This window comes from Novosphingobium oxfordense, assembly GCF_044029435.1.
GTDB lineage: Bacteria > Pseudomonadota > Alphaproteobacteria > Sphingomonadales > Sphingomonadaceae > Novosphingobium.
Window position 1 is genome coordinate 1,782,067 of sequence record NZ_CP147008.1, and the last position, 24,535, is coordinate 1,806,601.

At 63.4% G+C, this 24,535-nt stretch carries 22 protein-coding genes and 1 riboswitch; of the genes, 6 read left to right on the top strand and 16 right to left on the bottom strand.

From position 1 onward, the window contains the following. Positions 1 to 10 precede the first annotated feature (10 nt). Entirely contained in the window at positions 11 to 406 is a 396-nt protein-coding gene (locus WBP07_RS30520) for a hypothetical protein (protein WP_395396986.1), read from the top strand. 62 nt (positions 407 to 468) lie between these two features. Here the strand turns inward: WBP07_RS30520 and WBP07_RS30525 are convergent, their stop codons facing one another. The 13 genes from WBP07_RS30525 to car form a co-directional block, all read right to left on the bottom strand. Continuing rightward, complete coding sequence (locus WBP07_RS30525; RefSeq protein ID WP_395396987.1) at positions 469 to 1,176, bottom strand: YoaK family protein; 708 nt, start codon at positions 1,174 to 1,176, stop codon at positions 469 to 471. A gap of 103 nt (positions 1,177 to 1,279) precedes the next feature. Continuing rightward, on the bottom strand, positions 1,280 to 2,629 hold the full coding sequence (locus WBP07_RS30530; protein ID WP_395396988.1) for an alginate export family protein: 1,350 nt from the start codon (positions 2,627 to 2,629) through the stop codon (positions 1,280 to 1,282). Positions 2,630 to 2,645: 16 nt separating this feature from the next. After that, positions 2,646 to 3,074 carry a DoxX family protein gene (locus WBP07_RS30535; protein WP_395396989.1) on the bottom strand — a complete coding sequence of 143 codons (429 nt, stop codon included), beginning with the start codon at positions 3,072 to 3,074 and terminating at the stop codon, positions 2,646 to 2,648. A 3-nt stretch (positions 3,075 to 3,077) separates the two neighbouring features. Then, positions 3,078 to 3,977: a glyoxalase gene (locus WBP07_RS30540; RefSeq protein ID WP_395396990.1), complete on the bottom strand. Its 900-nt coding sequence runs from the start codon at positions 3,975 to 3,977 to the stop codon at positions 3,078 to 3,080. Positions 3,978 to 4,143: 166 nt separating this feature from the next. Continuing rightward, positions 4,144 to 5,991, bottom strand: coding sequence for an amidohydrolase (locus WBP07_RS30545; protein WP_395396991.1), 1,848 nt, complete (start codon positions 5,989 to 5,991; stop codon positions 4,144 to 4,146). Positions 5,992 to 6,035: 44 nt separating this feature from the next. Beyond that, positions 6,036 to 6,299, bottom strand: a complete 264-nt coding sequence (locus WBP07_RS30550) for a DUF1427 family protein (protein ID WP_395396992.1) — start codon at positions 6,297 to 6,299, stop codon at positions 6,036 to 6,038. 59 nt (positions 6,300 to 6,358) lie between these two features. Continuing rightward, entirely contained in the window at positions 6,359 to 7,195 is an 837-nt protein-coding gene (locus tag WBP07_RS30555) for an alpha/beta fold hydrolase (protein WP_395396993.1), read from the bottom strand. 103 nt (positions 7,196 to 7,298) lie between these two features. Then, entirely contained in the window at positions 7,299 to 7,958 is a 660-nt protein-coding gene (locus WBP07_RS30560) for a hydrolase (protein WP_395396994.1), read from the bottom strand. Positions 7,959 to 8,537: 579 nt separating this feature from the next. Further along, a complete protein-coding gene (gene pnuC, locus WBP07_RS30565) occupies positions 8,538 to 9,110 on the bottom strand; it encodes a nicotinamide riboside transporter PnuC (RefSeq protein ID WP_395396995.1) in 573 nt (190 codons plus the stop codon). Beyond that, complete coding sequence (locus WBP07_RS30570) at positions 9,110 to 10,207, bottom strand: phosphotransferase enzyme family protein (RefSeq protein WP_395396996.1); 1,098 nt, start codon at positions 10,205 to 10,207, stop codon at positions 9,110 to 9,112. Before WBP07_RS30570 ends, pnuC begins: the two co-directional genes overlap by 1 nt. A gap of 59 nt (positions 10,208 to 10,266) precedes the next feature. Beyond that, positions 10,267 to 12,558, bottom strand: a complete 2,292-nt coding sequence (locus WBP07_RS30575) for a TonB-dependent receptor (RefSeq protein ID WP_395398282.1) — start codon at positions 12,556 to 12,558, stop codon at positions 10,267 to 10,269. A 35-nt stretch (positions 12,559 to 12,593) separates the two neighbouring features. Then, a riboswitch (TPP riboswitch) is annotated at positions 12,594 to 12,703 on the bottom strand. Positions 12,704 to 12,912: 209 nt separating this feature from the next. After that, positions 12,913 to 13,650: an enoyl-CoA hydratase/isomerase family protein gene (locus WBP07_RS30580; protein WP_395396997.1), complete on the bottom strand. Its 738-nt coding sequence runs from the start codon at positions 13,648 to 13,650 to the stop codon at positions 12,913 to 12,915. Beyond that, positions 13,647 to 17,210 (bottom strand): carboxylic acid reductase, encoded by a 3,564-nt coding sequence (gene car / locus WBP07_RS30585; RefSeq protein ID WP_395396998.1) that lies wholly within the window; start codon positions 17,208 to 17,210, stop codon positions 13,647 to 13,649. The genes WBP07_RS30580 and car overlap by 4 nt, the downstream gene beginning before the upstream one ends. 129 nt (positions 17,211 to 17,339) lie before the next feature. On the opposite strand from car, the gene WBP07_RS30590 reads away from it, so the two are divergent. From WBP07_RS30590 to WBP07_RS30600, 3 genes are all read left to right on the top strand, one after another. Continuing rightward, positions 17,340 to 17,990 carry a TetR/AcrR family transcriptional regulator gene (locus tag WBP07_RS30590; protein WP_395396999.1) on the top strand — a complete coding sequence of 217 codons (651 nt, stop codon included), beginning with the start codon at positions 17,340 to 17,342 and terminating at the stop codon, positions 17,988 to 17,990. Between the two features lie 248 nt (positions 17,991 to 18,238). Further along, positions 18,239 to 19,255, top strand: a complete 1,017-nt coding sequence (locus WBP07_RS30595; protein WP_395397000.1) for a patatin-like phospholipase family protein — start codon at positions 18,239 to 18,241, stop codon at positions 19,253 to 19,255. Beyond that, complete coding sequence (locus WBP07_RS30600) at positions 19,248 to 20,732, top strand: GntP family permease (protein WP_395397001.1); 1,485 nt, start codon at positions 19,248 to 19,250, stop codon at positions 20,730 to 20,732. Before WBP07_RS30595 ends, WBP07_RS30600 begins: the two co-directional genes overlap by 8 nt. Positions 20,733 to 20,931: 199 nt before the next feature. Here the strand turns inward: WBP07_RS30600 and WBP07_RS30605 are convergent, their stop codons facing one another. Then, complete coding sequence (locus WBP07_RS30605; protein ID WP_395397002.1) at positions 20,932 to 21,477, bottom strand: MarR family winged helix-turn-helix transcriptional regulator; 546 nt, start codon at positions 21,475 to 21,477, stop codon at positions 20,932 to 20,934. A gap of 80 nt (positions 21,478 to 21,557) precedes the next feature. Here WBP07_RS30605 and WBP07_RS30610 point away from each other — a divergent pair, with 80 nt between their 5' ends. Further along, complete coding sequence (locus WBP07_RS30610; RefSeq protein WP_395397003.1) at positions 21,558 to 22,715, top strand: serine hydrolase domain-containing protein; 1,158 nt, start codon at positions 21,558 to 21,560, stop codon at positions 22,713 to 22,715. 43 nt (positions 22,716 to 22,758) lie between these two features. On the opposite strand, the gene WBP07_RS30615 is transcribed toward WBP07_RS30610, so the two are convergent. Further along, positions 22,759 to 23,100, bottom strand: coding sequence for a hypothetical protein (locus WBP07_RS30615; RefSeq protein ID WP_395397004.1), 342 nt, complete (start codon positions 23,098 to 23,100; stop codon positions 22,759 to 22,761). A gap of 231 nt (positions 23,101 to 23,331) precedes the next feature. On the opposite strand from WBP07_RS30615, the gene WBP07_RS30620 reads away from it, so the two are divergent. Further along, the gene (locus WBP07_RS30620; protein WP_395397005.1) at positions 23,332 to 23,607 is read left to right on the top strand and encodes an HU family DNA-binding protein; all 276 of its coding nucleotides are present in this window, start codon (positions 23,332 to 23,334) and stop codon (positions 23,605 to 23,607) included. A gap of 116 nt (positions 23,608 to 23,723) precedes the next feature. On the opposite strand, the gene WBP07_RS30625 is transcribed toward WBP07_RS30620, so the two are convergent. Then, on the bottom strand, positions 23,724 to 24,533 hold the full coding sequence (locus WBP07_RS30625; protein ID WP_395397006.1) for an FkbM family methyltransferase: 810 nt from the start codon (positions 24,531 to 24,533) through the stop codon (positions 23,724 to 23,726). Positions 24,534 to 24,535: the final 2 nt, after the last annotated feature.

The window sequence follows — 24,535 nt, forward strand, 5'->3', positions numbered from 1 at the left end:
GGCGGCCGGGATGAATGTTGGCATCGTTGTGGCCGGGAATGAAGCCCGGCCGGTTCCAGAGAGGAAGAAAGGACAGACCATGGTTCGTCAGATATTCGCGGCGGGCGCCGCCCTTGCTGTATTGTCTGCAATGCAGCCGGCGCTAGCAGCGGCGCCTTCCGCATCATCGGCGCCGGCTGCGGCACCGGCCTATACTACGGCCACCAGCTCGATCGGCGACCTGCTGGACAATCCAGCGACCAAAGCCATCCTCGTGAAGCACCTGCCCGATCTCGTGAACAATCCGCAGCTCGACATGGCTCGGGGGATGACGCTCAAACAAATTCAGTCCTACTCTGCGGACAGCGTCACTGACGAGGTTCTGGCCAGGATCGACGCCGATCTGGCGAAGCTCCCGGCCAAATAGAACGGCATTGGCGGGGTCGATCTCAAGGGGGGGAACGTGCTGCGCCGTTCCCCCCGGGATTGTCATGCCTTGTGCGGTTCGCCGAATGCGGGATCGCGGGCGGAGAGGACCGTGGCGCCGAGGACGATCGCGCCGGCCAGAACCAGCGGGACGGCAAGGCCAACATGAAGCAGCAGCGCTGCGCCGACCGCTGCGCCGAGGAAGATCGACAGCACCGCGCCGAAGCGGCGGGCGAAATTGGGTGAGGTGGCCTTGCCCGTCATGTCGGCGGCGATGCCGGTGATGGTGAGGGTGAGGACGGTGGTCGTCAGGTCCGGCACTTTGAGCGACCGCACGGTGGCGTTGCGCAGGCCCATGGCGAAGCCGGTCAGCACGATGACCGAGAGCACCGCGATCTCCGGGGCCTGTGCGGCGATGTCGATCCGGGTGGAGATGGCAGCAGCGATCCACAGCAATCCCGCTTCGATCACAGCGGCCCAGAGCAGCCAGCGCCGCAGTGGCAGTTCGACATGCGCGCGGGCAAGGCGCCCTGCACCCCATGCGCCGATGATGAAGGCGAACAGCGCAAACAGGGCCGGGATAACCTTGAAGCCTGGCGTTCCCGCTGCGGCAAAGCCAAGGAACACGACATTGCCGGTCATGTTGGCGGTGAACACTTTGCCGAGCCCGAGCACGGAAGCCGCATCGACAAGGCCGGTCGTCGCGGAGAGCAGCAACAGCAGGCGCGGCAGGGTGGATTTCGTGGCGGCGGATGCTGGGGCGGGGGTCATGTCAATCCTTCGGGTTTGGGGGGATGCCGATGGTCTAGGTGGCTGCGTCTTTCTCAGGTATCCGAATAAAATCGACCGATTTGTTCGATGAAATCGAAATTCCTCAAAACCGGAAATTGCTTTCGAGGCCGAGCATGCGGATGGTCTTGGCCGATCCGGTCTCTCGGATGAAGGCGCCCGGCGCGAAGGCGGAGAGCGAGGCGGAGAGTTCCAGTTCCGCAGTCGCCTGCCATGCCAGTGTCGCCTCCACTTCCTTGCCGACGAATTTCGCGCGGCTGTCTCCCGCGTCGCGGATCAGGTTGCCGGGAATGTCGTAGATACCGTCCTCCCGCGAATACCGCCAATAGGCCATCGCGGCGAGGCTGGCCGAGACATCCGGCGCCAGCTGCATGCCGAGCGAGGAATAGGCATTGACGATGTTGTAGGGGCCGACCGGCGAGAGTTCGCCGAAATACTTGCCCTTGGGGAATAGCGCGTTGAAGGTGCCCAGGCGGTTGTCATCGCGCTTGCCGTCACCGCTGACGACGTTGACGCGCACGGTGAGATCGGGCGCCAGCGGGGCGTCCGGGAAGGCGCGGCCGAGTTCGGTTCCCAGCGTCCAGGCCGAGATCGGACCATCTGCGAAGCGGCCGAACTGGTAGACGCCCTCGACATTCCAATGCCAGGCGTCCCGCGTGCCATGCCAACGCGCGCCAAGGCTGTGGCGCGTTTCGGTGCCTTGCCGGGTTCCCCACTGCGCGGCGTCGTTGCGGTAGCCGAGGTAGTAGAGATCGAGGCTGGGCAGCGTGGCGTAGGCACCCCAGAGTGACTTGTCCGGCGAGGTGCGGTCGTTGAAATCGCCCTTGCGGGCCTGCACGGGCTTCACCGCCAGCAGGCTGATCTTCGCTGTGCCCAGCTTCACATCCGCCCGCACGCCATCGAAGGCGAGCGGCACATTGGGGCCGTAGCGTGTGCCGATCAGCCGCTCGGTCCCGAGCGAAAGCATCTGCCGCCCGCCGCGCAGCGTCACCGGGCCAAGATCGGCCTCGGCGAAGCCCTGCAGCAGGTCGAGGCCCGTACCGTCCACCGGGCCAGGTGACGGCGCGACGCTGGCCGATGCCGAGGCGATCGGCTGCACGAATGCACGCAGCTTGCCGACGTGAAGATCGGCATAGGGTAGCGCGCGGAACCAGACGTAACTGTCGTTTGGAGCCTCGGCACTGCCCCAGAGGTTGTTTTCCAGGTTCTCGTTGCGCACGCGCAGTTCGATGCCGGTGGAGAGCCAGATGTCATCGCTGAGAGGCACGTACTTGAATTGGCCGGTCCAGTGATGGTCGCGCTTTTCGGCGTCGGCAAGGTCGGACCAGTCTTCGTCGTAGCGGGTGATCGAAAGGGTGGGGGCTTGCCAGGCCTCGGTGGGTTCTGCGTGGGCAGGCGTTGGCGCAATGCCCGGCAGAACTGTGGCCGCGAGCACTGCAAGCGGAAGAAACCTAGGCACGGCGCTTGGTCCGGTAAGCCAGGATCGCGACAAGGATGAACCCGCCGACAAGGCCCATGTGCTCGAAGAACGCATTGGTCGCGCCGAAGCGTTCCGGCCCGGCGGGCATCGCCCAGAAGGCATTGGCGACGAGCGCGGCGAAGAAGGTGAACACGCCGAGCATGCCGGCGCCGAGCCACACAAAGCGGTTGGTCAAGATCAACAGCGGCCCGATCAGTTCCACCGCGATGGTGAGAGCGGCCCAGAGCGCGGGCGGGGTCAGACCGAAGTGGGCCTGCTCCGCCACGGCGCCCGGCCAGTCGCTCAGCTTGGTAAGTCCGCCGACGAGGTATGCGCCCACCAAGAGGAGGCGGGCGAGGAACCCCGTCGGCGCGAAGTCCAGCACCGATGCGATGAATTTGGGCGTACCGGTGCCGGACATGGCTCAGCCTGCCTTTTCGGAGTGGATTTCGGCGATGTAGCCGCCCGGGAACCGCACGATGGCGCTTTGACGTTTGCCGCTATCATAGGGCGCAACCAGCGTTTCCGCGCCTGCAGCCGAAGCCTTGGTGAGCGTCGCAGAAAGGTCGCTGACGCCATAGCCGGTCATGTCGCGGCCATAGGGCCACGGCAGTTGCCCATCGGAGACATAGACCACCATCTTGCCGTAGCCGCTGGTGATCGAGACGCGGCGGATGGTCTTGCCCGGCTCGCCGATCTCGGCGCCATTGGCGGCCTTATCGTCGGCGGTGATCTTGCCATGGGCGAAACCGGTCCAGCCCTTGATGAAGCTGTCGGCGGCATCGACGGTCAGGTAGACGCGGTTTTCCGGCACGGTTTCGAGCGGCGTGTAGTTCGGCTTCGCGGTGTGCCAGTAGAGCTGCATGTTCACGCCGCCCGGCCACTGGATCACCGAATCCCGGCCGATCGGATCGGGGAAGGTTTCCAGGCGGCGCACGGCGCCGTGGCTCTGGGCCGATTTCACGGCCGCATCGATGTCGGTGACCAGATAGCCGGTGCGCTCATCACCGAAGGGATAGGGGATCGGCGTCTTGAAGCCGAAGACCGAGATCGTGCCTGCAGGCGTCAGCACCAGCTGCGACTTGGTGAGGCTCTTGGTCGGCGTTACCTGGAATTCGCCCTGCTTGCTGGTGGTGCCGCCGAAGGTGGCGACGAAGCTGGCGACGAACGTGTCGAACTGGTCCTGCGGGACGTAGACGTGGGTGGTGTCGTACTGGGCACCGACCGAATAGTCGGCCGAGGCCTTTTCAGCGGCGAAAGCAGGCGTGAGGGTAGGGCTCGCGACCAGCAGGGCAGTCGCGATGATCATGGTGAAGCGTTGCATGTCTGTGGCTCCGATGGGGGGAGGGGCTGGGCCGCTCGTTCGATGGTGCAAGACCCGCTTAGGGGGTGCCTGGAAATCTATCGATCCGAATAATATCGACTAATATGTTCGAAATTATGGAATAAAAGCGGTGCGGCCCCTCCTCGCCCGAAGGGGCCGCAGTGGATCAGACGGCCCAGCAACCGCAGCCGAGCGATCCCCAGAAAGTCTGGACATCGGCGGCCGGAACGTTGGCGCCGAGCGCTGCGGCATGGTCGTGGCCGTGGACGCCGCAGGAACTGGCGCAGCCGCAGGCAGAGGCCAGCTTCTGCTTGGCTTCCGGCGTCTGGTAATAACCGCCAAACGTCGCGACCGGCGACCAGTCCGGCATCGGGCGGGGCAGTTCGGGGGCGAGCGGGCGATAGTCGCCTTCGCCATGGACGACCTTGCCGCCGAGCACGGTCAGGACCGAGCGGATGTGAACGATGTCATGCTCCGGCACCGAGAAGAAGTCGTCCGAGAGCAGCGCGAGGTCGGCAAGCTGGCCGGCCTTGATCTGGCCCTTCTTGCCCACTTCGTTCGAGAACCAGGTGTTCTCGTGCGTCCACATCGCCAGCGCCTTTTCGCGGCTGACGCGGTTGGCATTCGGATAGAGGCGCAGGCCGCCGACGGTGCGGCCCGAGACCAGCCACGAAAGCGAGACCCAGGGGTTGTAGCTGGCGACGCGGGTGGCGTCGGTGCCGGCGCCCACGGGAATGCCGGCGGAGATCATCTTGGCGATCGGCGGCGTGCGCTCGGCCGCCTTGGCGCCGTAGCGTTCGACGAAATCCTCACCCTGATAGGCCATGCGATGCTGGACCGCGATGCCACCGCCGAGCGCAGCGATGCGGTCGATATTGCGGTCGCTGATCGTCTCGGCATGGTCGAAGAACCAGTTGATACCCTCCAGTGGAATGTCGCGGTTGACCTTCTCATAGACGTCGAGCGCGCGGCCGATGGTCTCGTCATACGTGGCGTGAAGGCGCCATGGCCAACGATGCTCGGCGAGCAGGCGGATGACGGGTTCCAGATCGCCTTCCATGCCGGGCGCCATGTCGGGGCGGGGCTGGCGGAAATCCTCGAAGTCGGCGGCGGAATAGACCAGCATCTCGCCCGCGCCGTTGTGGCGATACGTATCGTCGCCCTGTCCCGGTGTTACCTGCTTCACCCAGCCGGAAAAGTCCGCCAGTTCCTCTTTCGGCTTCTGCGTGAAGAGGTTGTAGCTGATGCGCACGGTGAGCTGGTCTTCGGCGTGGAGCTTCTCGATGATCTCGTAATCGTCGGGATAGTTCTGGAAGCCGCCGCCGGCGTCGATCACGCCGGTCACGCCCAGCGCGTTCACTTCGCGCATGAAGTGGCGGGTGGAATTGACCTGATATTCCTGCGGCAGCTTGGGGCCCTTGGCGAGCGTCGAATAGAGGATCGTCGCGTTCGGCTGCGCGAGCAGCAGCCCGGTGGGGTTGCCAGCGGCATCGCGCACGATCTCGCCGCCCGGCGGGTTTGGCGTGTCCTTGGTATAGCCCACCACCCGCAGCGCGGCGGCATTGAGCAGCGCACGGTCGTAGAGGTGAAGGATGAAAACCGGGGTATCGGGCGCGACGGCGTTCAGTTCCGCGATCGTCGGCAGGCGCTTTTCGGCGAACTGGTGCTCGGTAAAGCCGCCCACCACGCGCACCCACTGCGGGGCGGGGGTGTTGTCGACCTGCTTCTTCAGCATGGCCATGGCGTCAGCCAGGGTCGGCACGCCGTCCCAGCGCAGTTCCATGTTGAAGTTCAGACCGCCGCGAATGATGTGCATGTGGCTGTCGATCAGGCCGGGGATCAGGCGGCGGCCCTTGGCGTCGATCACTTCGGCGCCGGGCGCGGCAGCCTCGCGCGCTTCCTGCTCGCTGCCGACGGTCAGGAACTTGCCGTCACGGATGACCACGGCTTCAGCTTGTGGGTTCTCGCGATCGAGGGTGGTGACCTTGGCGTTGACGATGATCGTGTCGGTCATGAGGGGATCCTTGGAGCGTGCAGTTGGGGAGGGGGGAGAGAGAATTACGCGTCGTTCTTTTCGGCCGTCTCCGAACAATCGCCGGGCAAGCGGCCGAGGATGTGCTCGCGACAATCGGTCTGGACGAAGTGGACGACTTCATCGCCTGCTATCACCTTTTTGGCGAGCGGAACTATCTGTTCACCAAGGAGAATCCCCAGAAGACCGATCAGGGCGATCATCGGCGGAGCCGGCGAACGAACGCCGAGGAGACTGTAGACTACGCCCACCAGCAACCCGGCGGCAATCGAGAGAAGGTAGGGTTTCATCGTCGGTCTCCTCGATGATCGGAAGATCCGGGAATGCCTTTGCATTCCCGGTTTCTGGTTCAGGCCTGCACGAAGGCGAGCAGGTCGGGATTGATGGTGTCTGCGTTCACGGTCAGCATGCCGTGGGAGAAGCCTTCGTAGATCTTCAGCGTGGCGTTCGGCAGGATCTCTGCCTGGAGCACGCCGGCGTTCTTGTAAGGGACGACTTGATCGTCATCGCCGTGGAGGACGAGGGTGGGGACGGTGATCGCCTTCAGATCGTCGGTCTGGTCGGTTTCCGAGAAGGCTTTGATGCCTTCGTAATGGGCCTTGGCGCTACCGGTCATGCCCTGGCGCCACCAGTTGTCGATCACGGCGGGCAGCACATTGGCGCCTTCGCGGTTGAAGCCGTAGAACGGTCCAGCGGCGACATCGCGGAAGAACTGCGAACGGTTGGCGGCAAGGCCGGCGCGCAGACCGTCGAACACTTCGATCGGCAGGCCGCCGGGATAGCGATCGGTCTTCAGCATGATCGGCGGCACGGCGCTGACCAGCACGGCCTTGGCAACGCGGCCCTGCGGGATGCCGTAGCGGGCGACATAGGCTGCCACTTCACCGCCGCCGGTCGAGTGGCCGATGTGGACGGCGTTCTTGAGGTCGAGGTGTTCCATCACCGCAGCGGCATCGGCGGCGTAGTGATCCATGTCATGACCCTCGCTCACTTGTTCGGAGCGACCGTGGCCACGGCGGTCATGGGCGACGACCCGGTAGCCCTTGGAGAGGAAGAACAGCATCTGCGCATCCCAGTCGTCCGACGAGAGCGGCCAGCCATGATGGAAGACGATCGGCTGGGCATCCTTCGAGCCCCAGTCCTTGTAGAAGATTTGGGCGCCGTCCTTGGTGGTTACGTAGGCCATGATGCTGATTCCTGGATGTGTTGGGAGAGAAAGAGAGGGTGGGGACCGGCTGCCTTCGGTGAGGGCCGGATGGGGGGATCGGCGGCCGGTCCCGAGCTTTAAATCAGTGAGCGCCTTCGGAAGCGCCGAACATGGTCTTGGCGTAGTTGATGCCGATGCCGTAAGCGCCGCCCCACTTGCGGGCGATGCCGGTGGTGCTGTCGTAGGTTTCGGTGCGGGCCCAGTCGCGCTGCAGTTCGAGCAGGTATTGGAGCGAGGTCATCGGCACGGCACCAAGCTGGATCATGCGCTCCACAGCGCGCTCATGCGCTTCGGGCGAGATGTCGCCGCAGGCATCGGTGATGACGTAGGCTTCGAAACCCTGGTCGATGGCGGAGGCGACCGGGCCGACGATGCAGACCGAGGTCCAGAGGCCGGCGAAGACGATGCGGGGCTTGCCGATGCGGTTGATCTCTTCGATCACGGCTTCGTCTTCCCAGGTGTTCATGCTGGTGCGGTCCAGCATGGGCTGGCCTTCGAAAGCCTCCGTGATCTCTTCGAACATCGGGCCAGAAAAGCTCTTTTCGGCAACCGTGGTGAGAATGGTGGAGACGTTGAAGGACTTGGCACCGCGCGAGATCAGGGCGGCATTGTTGCGGAGCAGTTCAGGAGCGATCGACTTGGTGGCGAAGGCCATCTGCGACTGGAAATCGATCAGGACAAGTGCGTGATTGTCGGGCGAGATCAGCGACTTGCCGGGCTTTGCGGTTGCGGTGATGGTCATTGGTAGGCTCCTGTTGCGTGGTGTGGTGAACTTGTGAGAACAGGGTTAGGCGATTGATCGGCTTCGGAAAATCTTGATAAAATGAACTAGATTGTTCGAGAAAATCGAAGTTAATTCCGGTTATCGGCAGATGGCAGCATTCAGCGCAGCAGCATTGAGGCACGGCCACGCAGAAGGGCGTAGCGGGGCCGCGTGGCGGCCATGCGTCGATGTTGCGCGCTTGACCGTAAGTACGGCGCGATGGTGAGACGTGGAGTGTTGGTCCCGATCAGCATCAGTTCCCCCGGAGCGGCGCCTTCGGCGCTCAGCGCGTCAACGATAAGCGCACGGGAAGCCTGCTTGCAAACGTGCATCGGGATGGTCGCACAAGCGCGCGAAGCCATTGATGAATGCGTTGTATTGACGTCGCGCAGCTTTTGGCGGCGGCCCTGTGGGGCTCACGCTGGTCAGCGGGAGCCCCAGCGGCGCCGTCACAAACGAGAAATCACTGAACTGCTGGAACGGTGCGGCGTCCGCGCCGAAGTCGCTGTGATAAAACGGAATTCGTTTTAGAAAGCCGGAGTGCTTTTGACCAAGGCGTCACGCCGGGCGCGACGCCAATTCCGCAGCCTGTTGCCACCGCCTGTAGCCGATCACCGCAAGCACGACCATGGCCGCATAGAGTCCGCCCGTCAGCCACAAGCCCTTGAAAACGAACATGCCGACGTAAAGCACGTCCACCGCGATCCAGAGCAGCCAGCTCGCCGAGTGACGCCGGGCTGTCCAGTATTGAGCCACAAGGCTAAAGCTGCTGAGCCCCGAATCTATCCATGGCAGCGCGGCATTGGTGTAGTGGCTGGTGAACCAGCCGATCGCGACGGCGCCGATGGCGCCTGCGGCAAGGCCCGCCCACGCTTGCAGCGGCGAGAGGGGGCTAACTACGACTTCGCCCACTTCCTCCTTGCCGCGCGTCCAGACGATCCAGCCATAGAGGATGGCGATCCCGAACAGTGCTTGCAGCACCATGTCCGAATAGAGCCGCACGTCGAGAAACAGTTTGAAGTAAAGCGCGCAGGCCAGCAGGCTGACCGGCCAACACAGCAGCCGGCGCTTTGCAGTCAGCCAGATGCCCAGAAAGCTGACGACGACGGCGATGATTTCGAGTGCCGACATCAGGCCTGTGCTCCGCTTTCCAGGTGTTGCAGGAATTCCCGCCCCGGCGCGGAAAGGAACCAATCGGCGTGGTCGATGAGATAGTCCTTCCACGCCAGCGTCGCCTGATCGGGATCGCGCAGGATGCCCGCAAAATAATCGATTTCGGACAAGGCGAATTCCACATGCACCAGCGGCAGGAGTCGGACGACGGTTTCGACGTCGGCGGTGGTGAGCGGCAACACCGTTCGATAACCGGCAAGCAACGCGATGGCGCCCCGCGCGTCGGGTAGGTCCCGGTCCATCTCCAGCCAGGGAATGGCGGTGCGCTCTATGGCGGTGGCGATGTCGTGAAGTGCGCAGGTCTGCGTTGCCAGGCCGAAATCGAACACGGCGCTTACGCTGCCGTCTGGCGACCAGAGCAAGTTGGAAGGATGCCAGTCGTTATGCGTCCACAGCGGCGGCTGCTTCTCCAGTCGGGTGGCTAGACCGTTGCCGAGTGCATCCAACAAGCGCACCAATTCCTGCCGCCATGCCTTGTCTGCCAGAAAGGCGGCGATGGGCGGGTGGGCTGCGACATAGGCCTCGGCCGCCGCCAGTGGATCGGTTGCGGGCAGGATCGTGAAGCTGGCGATCAGCGGATGGGAGGGGCGCGGGGCGGCCGTGAAGCCGTGCGCGGCCCGATGCAGCCGCGCGAGAGCTACCCCCGCCGCATGGGCATGTGCGTGCGAGAGAAACGGCGTCCATGATTGCCGATCGTGGTAGAGATCGACGCCGGTCGCCTTGCCCTGCAATTCGTAGCTCCACGGGCCATGCGTGACCGCCCCGGTGCCGTCGGTCGCGGCAAGCACTTCGGGCACGGACAGTCCGTTCGCGCGCAGGTGCGCCATGAACGCGTGTTCTTCCGCGAGCGCGGCTGTTGAGCGCAACTTCTGATGGTGGCGTTTGAGGAAGAATTCGCCGCGGTCAGTTTGCACCAGCGTCGCGGCCGAGAAAGGGCGCGGGGAGTGCCAGATGAGCCCCTCGAAACGTCCGGCGTTGGGAAACAGCCCCAGAACCGCTTCGGCCTCTTCCGCCGTAATGGCCGGCCAAGCCGGCGCCTCCAGCGCAGTGCCCATCCCGTGAACGAGATGAGGCGCAGGCCGGGACGCCGGAAGAGGGACGGGGCTGCCCACGGTCAGAAGGCCCGGCTCAGCGTCGCCACGAAGGCGCGCCCGCTGCCGACGTAGTAGGTCGGTGCCGAACCGGAAATCAGCGTGCCGTTGCGGCCGACCGTATCCAGCGCATTGGTGCCGATTGTCTGCACGCCGGACAGCACATGCGGATTGGTGACGTTGATTGCATTCAGGCGCAAGTCCATGCGCTGGGCGTCGATCAGCCCGGCAAGGTGAACGCCGACCGACAGGTCCAGCGTGGCATAGCCCTTGATGCTTTCATCGTTCATGAACGTCGAATACTGGCGCCCCACGTACTTCAGCGCAGTGCTGCCGAACAGGCGGCCATCGTCATAAGTGCTGCCCATGGCGAACTGGAACGTCGGGCTGGAAACGGCGTGTTTGCCCTTGGTCGGCAGGTAGTCGCCGTTGACCGGTAGGTCGTCGTCCAGCCGCGCATGCAGATATTCGCCGGAGAGATAGACGCTGACGCCCTTGGCTGGGCGATAGTCGATCTCTCCATCCAGGCCGTACGAGGTCTGGCTACCCGCGTTGACCGTGGAATTGACGAGCGCGCCGCCGCTGTCGATCACCGTCGCTACCTGACGGTTGCGGAAGTGATAATGGAATGCGGTCAGCGAGAACGACAGGCTGGGGCCGATATAGCGGTACCCCAGTTCTTCCGAGACCGAATACTCGTTCTTGAGGTTGCTCGCCCCCTGGCTGACGATCTCACCACCGTAATAGCTGTTGTAGAGCGCGAACTCGTTCGGGGTGCGGAAGTTGGTGGTGACGTTGGCGAAGATCTGCTGGCGATCGTCCAGCTTGTAATGCACCGCCGCGCGGGGAAGGGCGGCGAAGCTGTCGCTGCGCACGGTCGATTGCGGGCCGGGCAGGTAATTGCGGCCGTTGCGCAGCACGTCTACGCCCTTGAAACCCACATCTACGCCAAGGCGCGGCGTCACCTGAATGCTGTCGGCCAGGAAGAAGCCCTTGGTCACCGTTTCGGTGCGCGCATTCTCGTAGGCGAGCAGGCGGCCGTCAGCAGTCTGAATCGCCTGGCTCTGATGCCCCCACTGGTCCAGCGGATGGCCATCGGCATCGATCGAGGTGTAGGACTGGGTGACGCGATCGGAGCCGTAGTCGAACCACAGTCCGGCAGTGATCCGGTGCGCGCCCGCTTGCAGCGTCAGCTTGCTGACATTGCCGACGCGCATCTGTTTGCCGGTCCAGTTGCCGAGCACCGTCGCCACGCCGTCCACGGCACCGGGCAGCGTGATCGGTTGCGTCAGTTCCTCGGTGCCCAGGAAGTTGCCGGTCTCGGTCAATTGCGTGCCGTAAGGCGCGTTGCCGTATCCGAACTGCAGGTAGGCGGTGCTGTCGAACGCCAGTTGGTCGTTCAGTTTCAGATGCAGCGGCGCCGCCATGTAGACGTTGCGAAACGGCGCGCGATAGAGCCGCCAGTAATTGGCGTCGCCCTCGCTATAGTGCTTGTCGTAATTGAACCCGCGTCCATACGCCTGCCAATCCGCCAGCGTGGGGCTGGGATAAGTGGAGGTCTTCGCCTCGTTGAAAGATACCGCGATGCTGGCGCGGTTGCCGTCGCCCCACTCGTTCAGCAGCTTCGCATCGACATGTTGGCGGGTGTCGAAACCGGCACCACGCCAGTTGTCCGCGCGGTTGTTGGAATAGGAGACGAAGGCCTTCAGCCCGGTCTGGCCGATCCGGCCGGTATCGAACCGCACGAAGGCGCGGCGCTGGTTGTAGGAGCCGAGCGAAAGGTTGACGAGGCCGCCCATCTCGGCGCTGGGGTCATCCAGCGAAAGCGAAAGCAACCCGCCGGCAGCGGCAACGACCGGCGCGTCGATATCGGCGGCGCCCTGCGCCAGCGTGACCTGCCGCACGTTTTCCGCATCGGCGAACTGAGAGGGGTAGGCGTAGAAATAGCCGATGTCGTTCTGCGGGGCGCCTTCCATCAGCACGCCGATCTGGTCCTGCCCCAGTCCGCGCAGCGTCAGGCTGGAGCTGGTCGACAGGCCATAAGGATCGCTGGACGAAACGTTCGCGCCGGGCAGCAGGTTGACGAGTTGAAAGGCGTTCAGCGTCGGCGCCTGCTTGACGATGAAATCGCTGGAAATCGCGCTGACCGCCTTGGGGGCGGTCTGATCGGGCAGCAATCCTTCGGGATCGGGATGGCCGATCACCTGAATGACGGTTGGGCCTGCATCACCGGCGGAATCCGCCAGCGCTGGCGTTGCCAGCAACAAGATCGGCAACGTCAGTGCGGCACTGTTCAAATAACGGAAATCGGCAATCTTCTTCACGCGTCCACTCCAATCGGAGGGACAACGGATCTGCCGCCAGCCCTCCCTACGCCGGTGCAAGCCGGATCAGGTTCAGCGGGTCGTGGTCTGCTGACCACCTCTCAGCCGCGCGTCAGCGGCCCCCCGGGGATGGCGGGCCTCTAGGCCGTCATGAACGATGTGGAAAGCATTATTCGACGCGGGAACGGGAATTGATCGGGCCGTTCACCCGCCAAAGCCCGCCTGTCGGCGGGAAATAGGACACGCCATCGTTGCGACGATGGCGTGTCCGCTGGAACCAGTGAGGCTCACGCCGGGGAGGCCAGGCGTGCCGCAGATCTTTAGTGCCGGCGCCGTACTGGCATGTCACGGTCGCCGCGCGGCTATCATCGCCTTGAATTCGGGGCCGTGACCGGGGCTGTGATGCAGTTCCCAGGCGTTGCCGGCGGCAAGGTTCAGCCCGTCCGTATCGATGAGCAGCTTCTTGATCGCGCGATTGGATCGCATGCTGTTGCTCGCGATGTCGGCGCAAAGGTCATCCACATAGGCGTCAAGCTTGTCATCCGGTACCGCGGTGTTGACCAGGCCCATCGTCGCAGCGTCCACCCCGGTATAGGTCCGGCAACCGAACATCATTTCTTTGGCGCGCGCCATGCCGATACGGCGCGGCAGGCGCTGCGTAAGGCCCCAGATCGGGACGAGGTCGAATTTGGAGTGAGTGTCCGCGAATTTGGCCGTCTCCGCCGCGACGATGATGTCTGCGGCAAGTACGAGTTCCAGGCCGCCTGTGTAGCAGTGGCCGCGTACTTTCGCGACGAGTGGAAAGGGCAAGGTCGACAGCCGTTCGACAAGGCCGTTCTCGAACCTTTCGGCCGAAGCGGCCGTTTCCTTTCCTGAAGCCAGATCGTCGAGATCATGTCCCGCACAGAAACTGCGTCCGGCGCCGGACAGGACCATGCAGCCGATTGCAGCGTGGTCCAGTCGATCGAGGTGGCCTTCGATTTCCCTGAACATCTGAAGGTTCAGCGCATTCAGCTTGTCCGGGCGGTTGAGGGTCAACCGGCAGATACTGTCCTGCACGGTACAGGTGACGGATTCGGTCATGCCTTGCGGTTCCCGGTGTGCTGCAACAATCCCACATGCCTGAGATCGGCGACGTATTTGTGGATCAGCGCTGCGCCCGGATGGGAGATCGGGCAGCCGGCGGCCTGTGCATCGTCCGCAAAGCGCTGGCAGGGCACGCCTTCGCCCATGCCCGGGTGTTGCGGATGGCGATAGGGTTCGATGATCTGCAGCAGTGAGTGCGCCCGCTGGTCCTCCGGCAGGCCCTGCAGCGCCACCTCGAACCGCCGGAACCAGTCGTCGTATTCGTCGATCCGCTCGATCGCGCAGCCCGCGTCGATCATCCAATCGACGAATTGGTCCAGGGCGACGAAATCCGGATCGGGATTCGCCAGATTGTAGCTGCGAAAGCCTCCGGGCAGAGCGGCGCTGATGCCGGTGATCGCCTCGGCAAGGAAATCGACCGGGAAGCCTTCGTAGCGGGCCCTGGGCCGGCCATTCGAAAGGTTCGGCGCGTAGAAAGTGGCCGGTGCAATCCCGGTTACCGCCAGGCTGAACAGCAAGCGGGTGAACATGTCTGGCACGTTGAGCTGCCCTGCGTATCGGCTGTGCGCGAGGATCATGCCGGGCCGAAACACGCCGATGGGAATTCCGGCAAGGTCATGCGCTTCACGCATCAGCACCTCGCTGGCCCACTTCGACACGTTGTAGCCATTGGCATAGCTGTCATCGAGCTGCGCCGACGATGCGATAGCGCGAATGTCGGATGTCTCGTCCGCCGGGCCGAACAGCATGACACCCATCGTCGAGACATAGTCGAAGTGCTTGAGCCGCGTGGTCAGTGCCAGCCGGATTAGTTCGGCCGTGCCGGCGACGTTGGATTGGAAAAGCTGGGTGTAGGGCAGACGGTGATTCACATGGGCACCGGGATGGACGACAAGATCGACCTCCCGTGCAAGGCGATCCCAGGTATCCTGATCGAGGCCGAGATTTTTGAGCCCCAGATCGCCCGGCAATACTTCAAGGTGACCGGCCGCCAGCTTGCGGAAATGACCGATCAAGGTCGGATCCGTATCGAAGGCTTCCTCCACCCGCAGACGCGCCTGTTCGGGAGAGGCTCCGCGTGACAGCAGGATGAGCTTTCCGCCTGTCCGCGCCAGTCGCTCCAGCCAGGCAAGGGCCTGAAAGCGGCCCAACCAACCGGTGGCGCCGGTCATCAGTACGGTCTTCACCGTCCCGGGCGGTGGGGGGAGGGCGGGCGCTGCCGCCAGCACTTGCGGATCGATGAATTTCGACAGTTTGAGGTCGCTGGCATGGACAGTCGTACTGTCGGCGCCGTGGACGGTGGAGAAACTGGGGCGGTTGCTGCCGGAGCGTGCCGCCTCGACATATTCGGACACCAGCCGCAGATCGCCGGCCGGATTGATGATCACCCCAACGGGGACTTCGAGGCCGAACACTTCCTCCAGAAGCATCGAGAATGAGAGCGCCGACAGCGAATCTCCGCCCAGATCGGTGAAGCGCGACTGCGGCGATATATCCGTTTCCGCGACACCCAGCGTCGCCTTGACCGCGCGCAAGACCGTTTTGATCACTGGCCGGTCGGCGCCGCCAAGCCGCAAGCTGCGCAACTCGTCGACCTGTTCCTGTGCAATCTCGGCAAAGCGGGCTTCCAGCCTGGGGCCGAAGCGGTCGCGGAAGTTCGGCCGGCTGAACTTGCCGATGCCGGTCAGCAGCCCGTTTTCGGGACTGAAGCCTTCGGTATCGACCAGGAAATCGCGCGGGATTTCATAGCTCGCAAGGCCGTGCTCCTCGGCAACATGCTGCAAGGCGCGGCGGATCGCGGCCTTGGCCCGCTCGGCCGCCGCATCGCCCATCTCGAAGTCGGCCAGCAGTTCGTCGGCCGGGACCACGACCGAGAGCAGGAAAGCGCGCTCGCTGGTGCCGTAGACATAGATCTGCCGGACCATAGGGCTTTGCGTGTACAGGGCCTCCAGCCGGGCAATGGCGACGAATTCGCCCTGCGAGAGTTTCTGCACGTTGTTCGTGCGATCGACATAGGCCAGTTCGTCCGGGCCGATCTGCGCCATGACGTCGCCCGATCGATAGAAGCCATCGTCGGTGAATTTCTCTGCCGTCAGGTCCGGCCGCTTGTAGTAGCCGGCCATGAACTTCGGGATCTTCACCAGGAATTCGCCGCGCGGATAGGGCTTGTCGGTCGTGAAATAGCCAAGCTCTGGCACATCCTCGAGCCGGTAGTCGATCACGGGTGGGCGCTGGATTTTCCCGTCGACAGTCACTGTCGCGGTCGCCATCTCGGTGGACGAATAACCGATGGCCATGTGCACGCCCAGCATCGAGAGCATGAACTGATGCACTTCGGGCGACAGCACGGCGGAGCCGCAGCCGACCGATAGCAGGCGGCCGCCCAGAAGATTTTCCCGCATGTCCAGTTTGACTGCTTCCTGCGCATCCATTTCGCCGGTGCCCGCGGCAATGCGGCGATCCACTTCGCCGAGGTAGTGCTGGTAGAGCATCTCGCAAACACGCGGGACGAGCGAGGACATCGTCGGTCGCACCAGCGCAAGGTCCTCGAACAGCGTCGAAAGGTCGCTCTTGGGTGAGCAGTAGCTACAGCCGCCATTGGCCAATGCCAGATAGAGGTAGCCATAGCCCACGGCGTGGCTCATCGGCATGAAGCTCAGCGTGATGCCTGGCTTGTCGGCGTGGTAGAGGAACGTGTTGCGGACGGTTTCCTCGGTATACATCGCGCCTTTCGGCGTCCCCGTCGTGCCGGACGTGTAGAACAGCCAGACGAGCGGATCCGGATCATCGGACACATGCGGGGGAAGCGGAGGCAGTGCCCTGCCACGCGCCACGACATCCTGCAGCGTGTCGATCGCGATGGGGCAGTTGGCGGCTTCCAGTCGCGCGCGGGCCGCTTCGTATCGTTCCCGCTGGGTATCGTCGCGCGGCTCGTAATCGAAGACGACCAGGCGGGGCGGAGGAGTTCCCGCGAGCACCGCATTCACCGCCGCGTCCAGCAATTCGATGCTGCAGGCCAGCACGCGCGGCTCGGTTTCGGCGAGGATGGCGGCGTGCTGTTCGGTGGGAGCATTCGCCTGGAGGGGCACGTTCACTACGCCCAGGTGAATGTTCGCAAGTTGCATGGTCGCATAACCGGAGCTGGCGAAGCCGAGAACCGCGCCGAAATCGCCGGCCTTCACCGGGTTTTCCGCGTCGCCGGCCCATTCTGCGGCAACGGCCTGCACATCGGCCCAAAGCTCGCCGAACGAAGTGGTTTCGAAGCGATCAAGCAAGCGCAGGCCGGCGCGCCCACTCACCGGATCGAAGGCGAGTTCCCGGGCGCGCCGACCGATGGCCGGGCGCTCGGCGTAGCCTTCGAAGATAGCCTGAACCACCTGCGGTAATCGCAATCCCGGCTGTCGTTTGGCTTCCACCACTGCCGGATCGGGAAACGCGGCCACAAACTGAGGATCCTCTGCAACGAGTCTTGCCAGTCGTGCTTTCGCCCAGTCGGTCTGCGCTCCCCCGGTAAAGATCGCGGTTTTCCGGGGTGTTTCCGCCGTTGCCGTGGTCATTTCGCTCTCCGTCACTCGATTGGCGCTTGGTCCCATGCCTATCAAAGAAAAAAGCAACTGCTTACTTGTTTTGAGCGCAAGGCCTGCTAGGTCTCGTCAGGACAAGCCTTCGTTCGCGACAGGACCAGTATGCCTGCGAAATCTACCGCCTCGAAAAGGCCCGATGCCGCCCGCCGCGACTATCGCCCGGCCGCCGAACGCCGGGTGGAGATAATCGCGGCAGCGCAGGCCGAATTCATCCGTGCCAACTTTGCCGGCGCCCGCACGCGCGAGATTGCGGTGGCCGCGGGCGTCAATCAGGCAACCTTGTTCAAGCATTTTCCCACCAAGGAGGACTTGTTCGAGGCAGCCGTGATGCGCCCCCTCATCGAAGCGATGCAGGGCATGCATGGACGCATAGAGACTTATGAATCCGCAGAGACGCCCGCCGAGATGGGCGAACTTGCAAGGGAATCGACCACCCGCCATCTCGAAGACATGCAGCGCGTGCTACCCTTGCTGACCACTGCGCTGTTTTCGGATCTGGAATCCGGTCGCCGCGTGTTTCAGGAGCAGTTGGACCCCTTGATCCGCGCCCGCGGCGAAGTCCTGAGCCCCTTGGCCAAAGAGGGGCTTTCCGCCGAATTCCTAGGCCTTGCCAGCTTCGGCATGATGTTTGCGGTGGCCTTGCAGCGCTGGTTCGGGGGCCGCACCGACGAACTGTCGACCACGGCGAGCCAGTTCAACCGGCTCTATACCACCGGCTTCGCGCGCGAGAAGAGTTCCAGCCGGGACAAGTGATCCGGGGGCCCGGGGCGAGTGCGGGATGATCCGCCGACGGCGGTTTAGTCGCCGGTAGGCGGGCCAATGCGATCATGCAGGATTGACACCCCCGCCATTCGATGATCCCCTGTTGCAGCGCAGCATTCAGGTTCGGAAGAACGCCCCTTGGATCGAGGTAGGCTGGTGAAACCGCAAACATTGCTTCCGCTTGCTCGATTTGCCGGTCCAGGCGCTTCTCCGCAGGAGGCGCTGCTGCGGAGGCCGCGATGAGGGATCCGCTGCGCGTCGACCTCGCCCTTCAGGGCGGCGGTGCTCACGGCGCCTTCACATGGGGCGTTCTGGACCGTCTTCTGGAAGAGGACTGGCTGGAGATCGAGGGGATATCCGGAACCTCCGCAGGCGCCATGAATGCCGCCGTCCTTGTCGACGGCTATCTGACTGACGGGACGGAAGGTGCCCGCAGGGCGCTCGAAAATTTCTGGCGCAAGGTTTCCGACGCCGCGAAGTTGAGTCCATTTCGGCGCAGCCTGCTCGACGTGTTGCTGGGCCGTTGGACGCTGGACTGGTCGCCAGCCTTCAATGCGATGGACCTCGCGGCACGGCTTGTCTCGCCTTATGATCTGAACCCGAGCGGCTTCAATCCGTTGCACGATATCCTCGATCAATGCATCGATTTTGAGCGTTTGGCCGCCAGTCCCATCCGGCTTTTCGTCACGGCAACCAATGTGAGAACGGGGCAGGGGCGGGTTTTTCGCAATCCGCAACTCACCGCCGACGTGCTGCTCGCCTCTGCCTGTCTCCCCGCCATGTTTCACGCGATCGAAATCGATGGAGAGCATTACTGGGACGGCGGCTATGCGGGCAATCCGACGCTTACGCCGTTGGTGCGGGAGACCGAGGCACTCGATACGCTGCTTGTGCAGGTGAATCCGATCGAACGAACGGCGCTGCCCGTTACCGCACGGGACATTTCCAGCCGCCTCAACGAAGTCACCTTCAATGCCACGCTGATCAAGGAATTGCGCATGATGGCCCTGCTGCGCAAGGCTGCCGATCCCGGCAGCGGTGAAGGTGCCCATTGGGCAAACATGCGCATGCACCGCATAGCGTCGGACGCCATGCAGGAGTTCGGTTATTCTTCTAAACTGAATGCGGAGTGGGCATTCCTGACCAAGTTGCGGGATATCGGTCGCCAAGCTGCCGAAGCGTTCCTTGTGCAATCGCGCGGCACGCTCGGGCACAGTTCCTCGTTCGACTTCGACGCGCTGCTCGACAATGTCTGAAATAGCAGGGACTGGACTGGCAGGGCCGGCGTGGTTGGGCTTCCTAGGTATCCTTGCAGCGCTGGGACTGCTGGTGGCCCTGGCCTATCGCGGCTGGAGCGTGCTTTTCCTTGCTCCCGCCGCCGCGCTGGTGGCTGCGGGTTTTTCCGGCTTTCCGCTGCTTGCAAGCTGGACGCAGATATTCATGCCGGCGGTTGCCGGGTTCATTGCCCAGTTCTTTCCCCTGTTTCTGCTGGGCTCGATCTTCGCAAAGCTCATGAACGATTGCGGCGCGGTGGGCACGCTTGCCGACAGCATGATTGCCCGGCTGGGCCAGGATCGGGCCATACTTGCCGTCGTGCTGGCGGGCGCCATCCTCACTTACGGCGGCGTCAGCCTGTTCGTGGCTTTTTTCGTGCTGGTCCCGATGGCGCAGGCCCTGTTCGGCGTATCGGATATTCCCCGGCGCCTTGTGCCCGCCACCGTGATCCTCGGCACATCTACCTTCACGATGACGGCGCTGCCTGGCTCTCCCGCGATACAGAACGTCATCCCCATGCCTTTTTTCGGCACGACGGTCTATGCCGCGCCCGGCTTGGGGCTTGTCGCTGCGCTGATCATGCTGACGCTTGGGCTGCTTTGGCTGGAGCATGCCAGCCGCGCCGCAACCGGGCGCGGTGAAGGCTATCAAGGACCTAAAATGCCGCCCGTCGATACGCAACGGATGCGCGAGCATGGCAGCACCGCTTCCACTTTCGATCCTGCCGAGATCGGGCACGGCGAACCCGCCGCCGGGCGGCCGAAGCTTGCGTCTGCCATCGCGCCGATCGGCGTGATGATCGGTACCAATCTCCTGCTCTCCCTGGTCGTCTTCCCGACCGGCGAAGCCCCGTTCCTGGCGTCGCCCGAATGGGGCGCAACCACCCTTGGCGCGGTGGCCGGCATCTGGGCAGTCTCTGGAGCGCTGGCCCTGGCCATCGTTACGCTGATCGCGGTCAACCGCAGCCGTATCGCGAACTTGCGCCAGAGCATCGATGGCGGTGCGAATGCGGCAGTCCTCCCGGTCTTAAGCGTTGCCAGCCTCGTAGGATTTGGAGCGGTCGTCGCCGCGCTGCCGGCGTTTCATGCCATCCGGGACTGGGTGATGCATCTGGGCGGTGGACCGCTGGTTTCGCTGGCAGTGGCGACGAACCTTCTGGCGGCGCTCACCGGCTCCGCCTCGGGCGGGCTTACTATTGCGCTGGAGGCTCTTGGGCCGACCTATTTGCGCATGGCTGCGGAGACCGGTGTCGATCCTGCCGCCATGCACCGCGTTGCCGTGATCGGCGCTGGCACGCTCGATATCCTGCCGCACAATGGGGCTGTCATCACCTTGCTCTCGCTATGCGGGGTCTCGCATCGAGAAAGCTACCGTGACATCGCCATGGTCGGCATCGCGAATTCCGTTGTTGCGCTTGTCGCGGTGATCGTGCTCGCCAATCTGTTCGGAGCGTTTTAGCACCGAATGGCATGTGCGGCGAAGAACAGCCGATTTTACACTGCTTTACAACGTTGCTGCCGAATTTCGTCTAGCGTGCGCCAAGGCCCAGCTTCCCCAAAGTCATGGCCTCCTCGCCTGCAGTGACGCACTCCCCCGCGCGTCGTTTACCCCATACACTGCAGGAGAGGGAACAATCGACCTGGGCCTCAACCTGGGCTTACTCTCCTGGGCCCCGCCTACCCACCGAGTGAGGCGGGGCCACTTTATCATGGCCCATTCCGGCCGTTTCGCGCAGACGATCGGCCAGCCGCGCTTGGAGCGACTTACGGGCCAGCGCCTGTTCCAGCCGCAGTAGCGCCTTGGTTACTTCGCCTGCCTCCGTATCCAACTGTTCGGCGACATCGTCGAAAGCATCCCACATCGGCCGCAGCTTTGCGGCGAAGTCTACCCCAGTGGGCGAAAGGCTCAGCACCCGACGGCGGGCATCGGTGGGATCGGGAGTGGCGGTCACCAATCCCTTTTTCTCCAGCGATTGGCGCGCCTCGCTGATCGAGGGGTGGGTCACGCCCAGTGCCTGCGCAAGGTCGCTGACGGACATTGGGCCGTTATGCGCCAACTGGTTGATCAGGCCGAACCAGCGCTGCTCGAAGGCGATCCCGGCAGCGGCGTAGACTTTCGCTGCATCGGCATCGATCGTCGCGCTAAGGCGCCGTAACCGGGCGCCCAGCGCCGCTCCCTGCCTTTGTGCAACATAGTCCGTCATCGTCGATCCTCATTCGATCTGTTGACTAATGAGTAGGTGCCTACGTAATTAATGGCAAGTGGCGAATCGGAGGCAGCGGAATGCGAACTTACGATCTTATGGGGCGGCGGGACGTACTGGGCGCTGTCGGTGCCGGGCTGGCGCTGTCCATCCTGCCGCGGGCGGCCCGCGCGGCGGACGGTCTGGATGACTTGATCCGCCAACAGATGGCGGCCGCCCAGATTCCCGGGCTTGCATTAGGTGTGGTGCGAGATGGGCAGGTCCGGTTCGCACGGGGTTATGGGCTTGCCGATATCGGGCGCGGATGGCGTGTCACGCCGGAGACGATGTTCCATATCGCATCGATCACCAAGGCCGTCATCGCCTCGGCCACGATGCTGCTGGTGGAAGAGGGGAAGGTCGCGCTTGATGAACCGGTCGCGCCCCATCTCGATTTCGAGATCGCCGGAGAGAACGCCGCTGCAATCACCGTCCGCCAGTTGCTTATGCATACCTCCGGCATTTCCGACGAAGTCTATTACCAGACCGATTTCCGCAGCCTTGGCACCGATACGCGGATGCCGCTGGACACGCTGCTGCGCGAATATCTTGCGCCGGGCGGCCGTTATACGGGGGCCGGCAATGTGAAGCGGGTTCCCGGCTCGAACTGGGACTACAGCAATATCGGTTTCGCGCTGCTCGGCTATTTGGGCGGGCGGATTGCGGGAATGGACATGCGTGCATTCATCCGCGAACGGCTGTTCGCACCGTTGGGACTGCGCCACATCGCATGGACCATCGCGGAAACGCCGGAAAGGTTGCGTGCCACGCCCTACGATCTTGACGGGACGGTGCCCAAGCCGGTTCCCACCGTGGGCTTTCCTGATTGGCCTGCGGGGATGATCCGCGCTTCCATCGGCGATCTTGCCTTGCTGGTGGCGGCGGCCGCCAATGGCGGGGGCGCCGGGCACGTGCGCCTGCTGGAAGTCGGCTCCAACGTGGAAATGCTGACCATACGAAAGCCCGCCGGGTTGCCGGACTGGTTGACCGGGCAAGGTCTGGCCTGGCAGGAATCGATGCTGGGCGGGGTTCCCCGGATCAACCACTGGGGCGGAGATCCGGGCGTGTTCACGATGGCCTATGTCGATCCGGATCGACGCACCGGCGTGGTTCTTCTGTCCAACCTGTCGGCCACACCAAAGAGCCGCGAAGCGCTGAAGGCGATAGCGACGAAGGCGTTCGACAGCTTCTCCGATTGACGTTTCGCGCGCGGATGGTCGTGGCGCAGAGCGCTCTTCCCGATCAGCGTCGCTTCTTGGCCGTGGTCGCGGTGAAATCCGGATCCTTGTTCGCCACCCAATCGACGAATTTGCGTACGGTGGGATTGGCCAGCAGGCCTTCCACATCCATCCCGTGTCGCTGAAGCTCGGAATTGGTGAAATTGGCGATCAGCGTCTGCTGACAGATGGGGTGCATGGGCACCACATCGCGCCCACCGCAACTCTTGGGAACCGGGTGGTGCCAGACGATGGTCTTGCCCGTCGGCCGGCCGCAAAGCCAGCAGGGTACTACCGGTGCAGGGCCCTCCTCCTCCTCGCGATCGAGATCGTCGTAAGGACCGTGCTTCGAATGTTTGCGCGCCATGCTTCTGCCAATTGCCTGTACTTCCCGCCGACCTATAGCGACTGCGATCGGCATTGCCATAACGCATGCAAAAGCATCCGCAGGTCTTGATTCAGGCACTTTTCAAGGCCGAATCCCCGCTCTGGAGCATCAGCGCTGGGGATTTAGGCCCAGTTGCGGCCTGCTGGGCTTGACCCACGGGCTTTTGGTGGGCCTATCAGGATGCAGGAATACCGCATTGAAGGATGATTCATGAACACCACTGACATTGCTGACAAGATTGCAGCGGAAAACGGCACCAGCAAAGCCGATGCGAAGAAGGTCGTGGAAGCCGTCTTCGGCGCGATCGTCGAAGCGGCTGCGGATGGCAACGAAGTGAATCTGCCCGGTTTCGGCAAATTCAAGGTCAAGGACAGCCCGGCACGCGAAGGTCGTAACCCTGCCACGGGCGAGACCATCCAGATCGCCGCTTCCAAGAAGCTTTCGTTCGCGCCCGCCAAGGCGGTCAAGGACAAGCTCAACGGCTGATTTTCCCTCGGCGTAGCCGGCCAGACTACTGGCTGGCTACGCTGCGACCTGCCTTGCCGCCAAATCGGCGGTGTGCCCGGCGCCGCATCTGGAAGGCCGGGACAATCGAAGCCTTTTCAGGCCACAGCCATCTTCTGGATGGATCGTGCGCGTGCACGCACTTCCTGACGGCGCGAACGGGCCACCGCGAAATAGTTGGTGGTACGGCGCGGATAGAGGTGCGCTTCCAGGAACCCGTCGCACGACAGCCCCGGATCGTTGTGAGCGACGCGATTGGGCAACAGCACATCATAGTCGGCGCGATCCAGCCATTCCCAGATCGCCGTCTTGCTATAGTCTCCCACTTCTTCGGGCCCGCTTTCGAACATGATCGTGGGCTTGTCGCGCGCTAGCAGGGCTTTCCCCCCGCGCAGAACCGCCAGTTCGGCCCCTTCCACGTCGATCTTGACGACATCGGCCGTTTCGGTGCCCACTAGATCGTCCAGTCGCCGGATCGGCACCCTGATTTCCTGCAATTGCTCGCGATCGCTGCGCGGGTAGAGCGACGAGTAGCCGGATCGCTGCAAATCGATGAAGAAAGGCATCTCGCCGTCTTCCTCGCCCGCCGCACAGCCATGGATGGTCGCATTGGGGAACCTTCGGCGGAGGGCCTCCGCCTTCGCGGGCACCGCCTCGATCGCAATGATCACGGATGGACTGCAGCATCGCGCTACGCCGGCGATCACCGAACCGATATGCGCGCCGACGTCCACGAAAGCCTTTCCGGGCAGGCACAGGCTTTCAAGAAGCCGCTGGGCGATAAGATCATTGCCGTATCCACCAAGGTTCTCCGGTTCGGAGACCGCGATCTTCACTAGGTTAATCTGGTCGCGCAGATGTTGCGCAAGCAGACCGACGCGTGTTCCAACCAGGATCGAACGGTCCATGC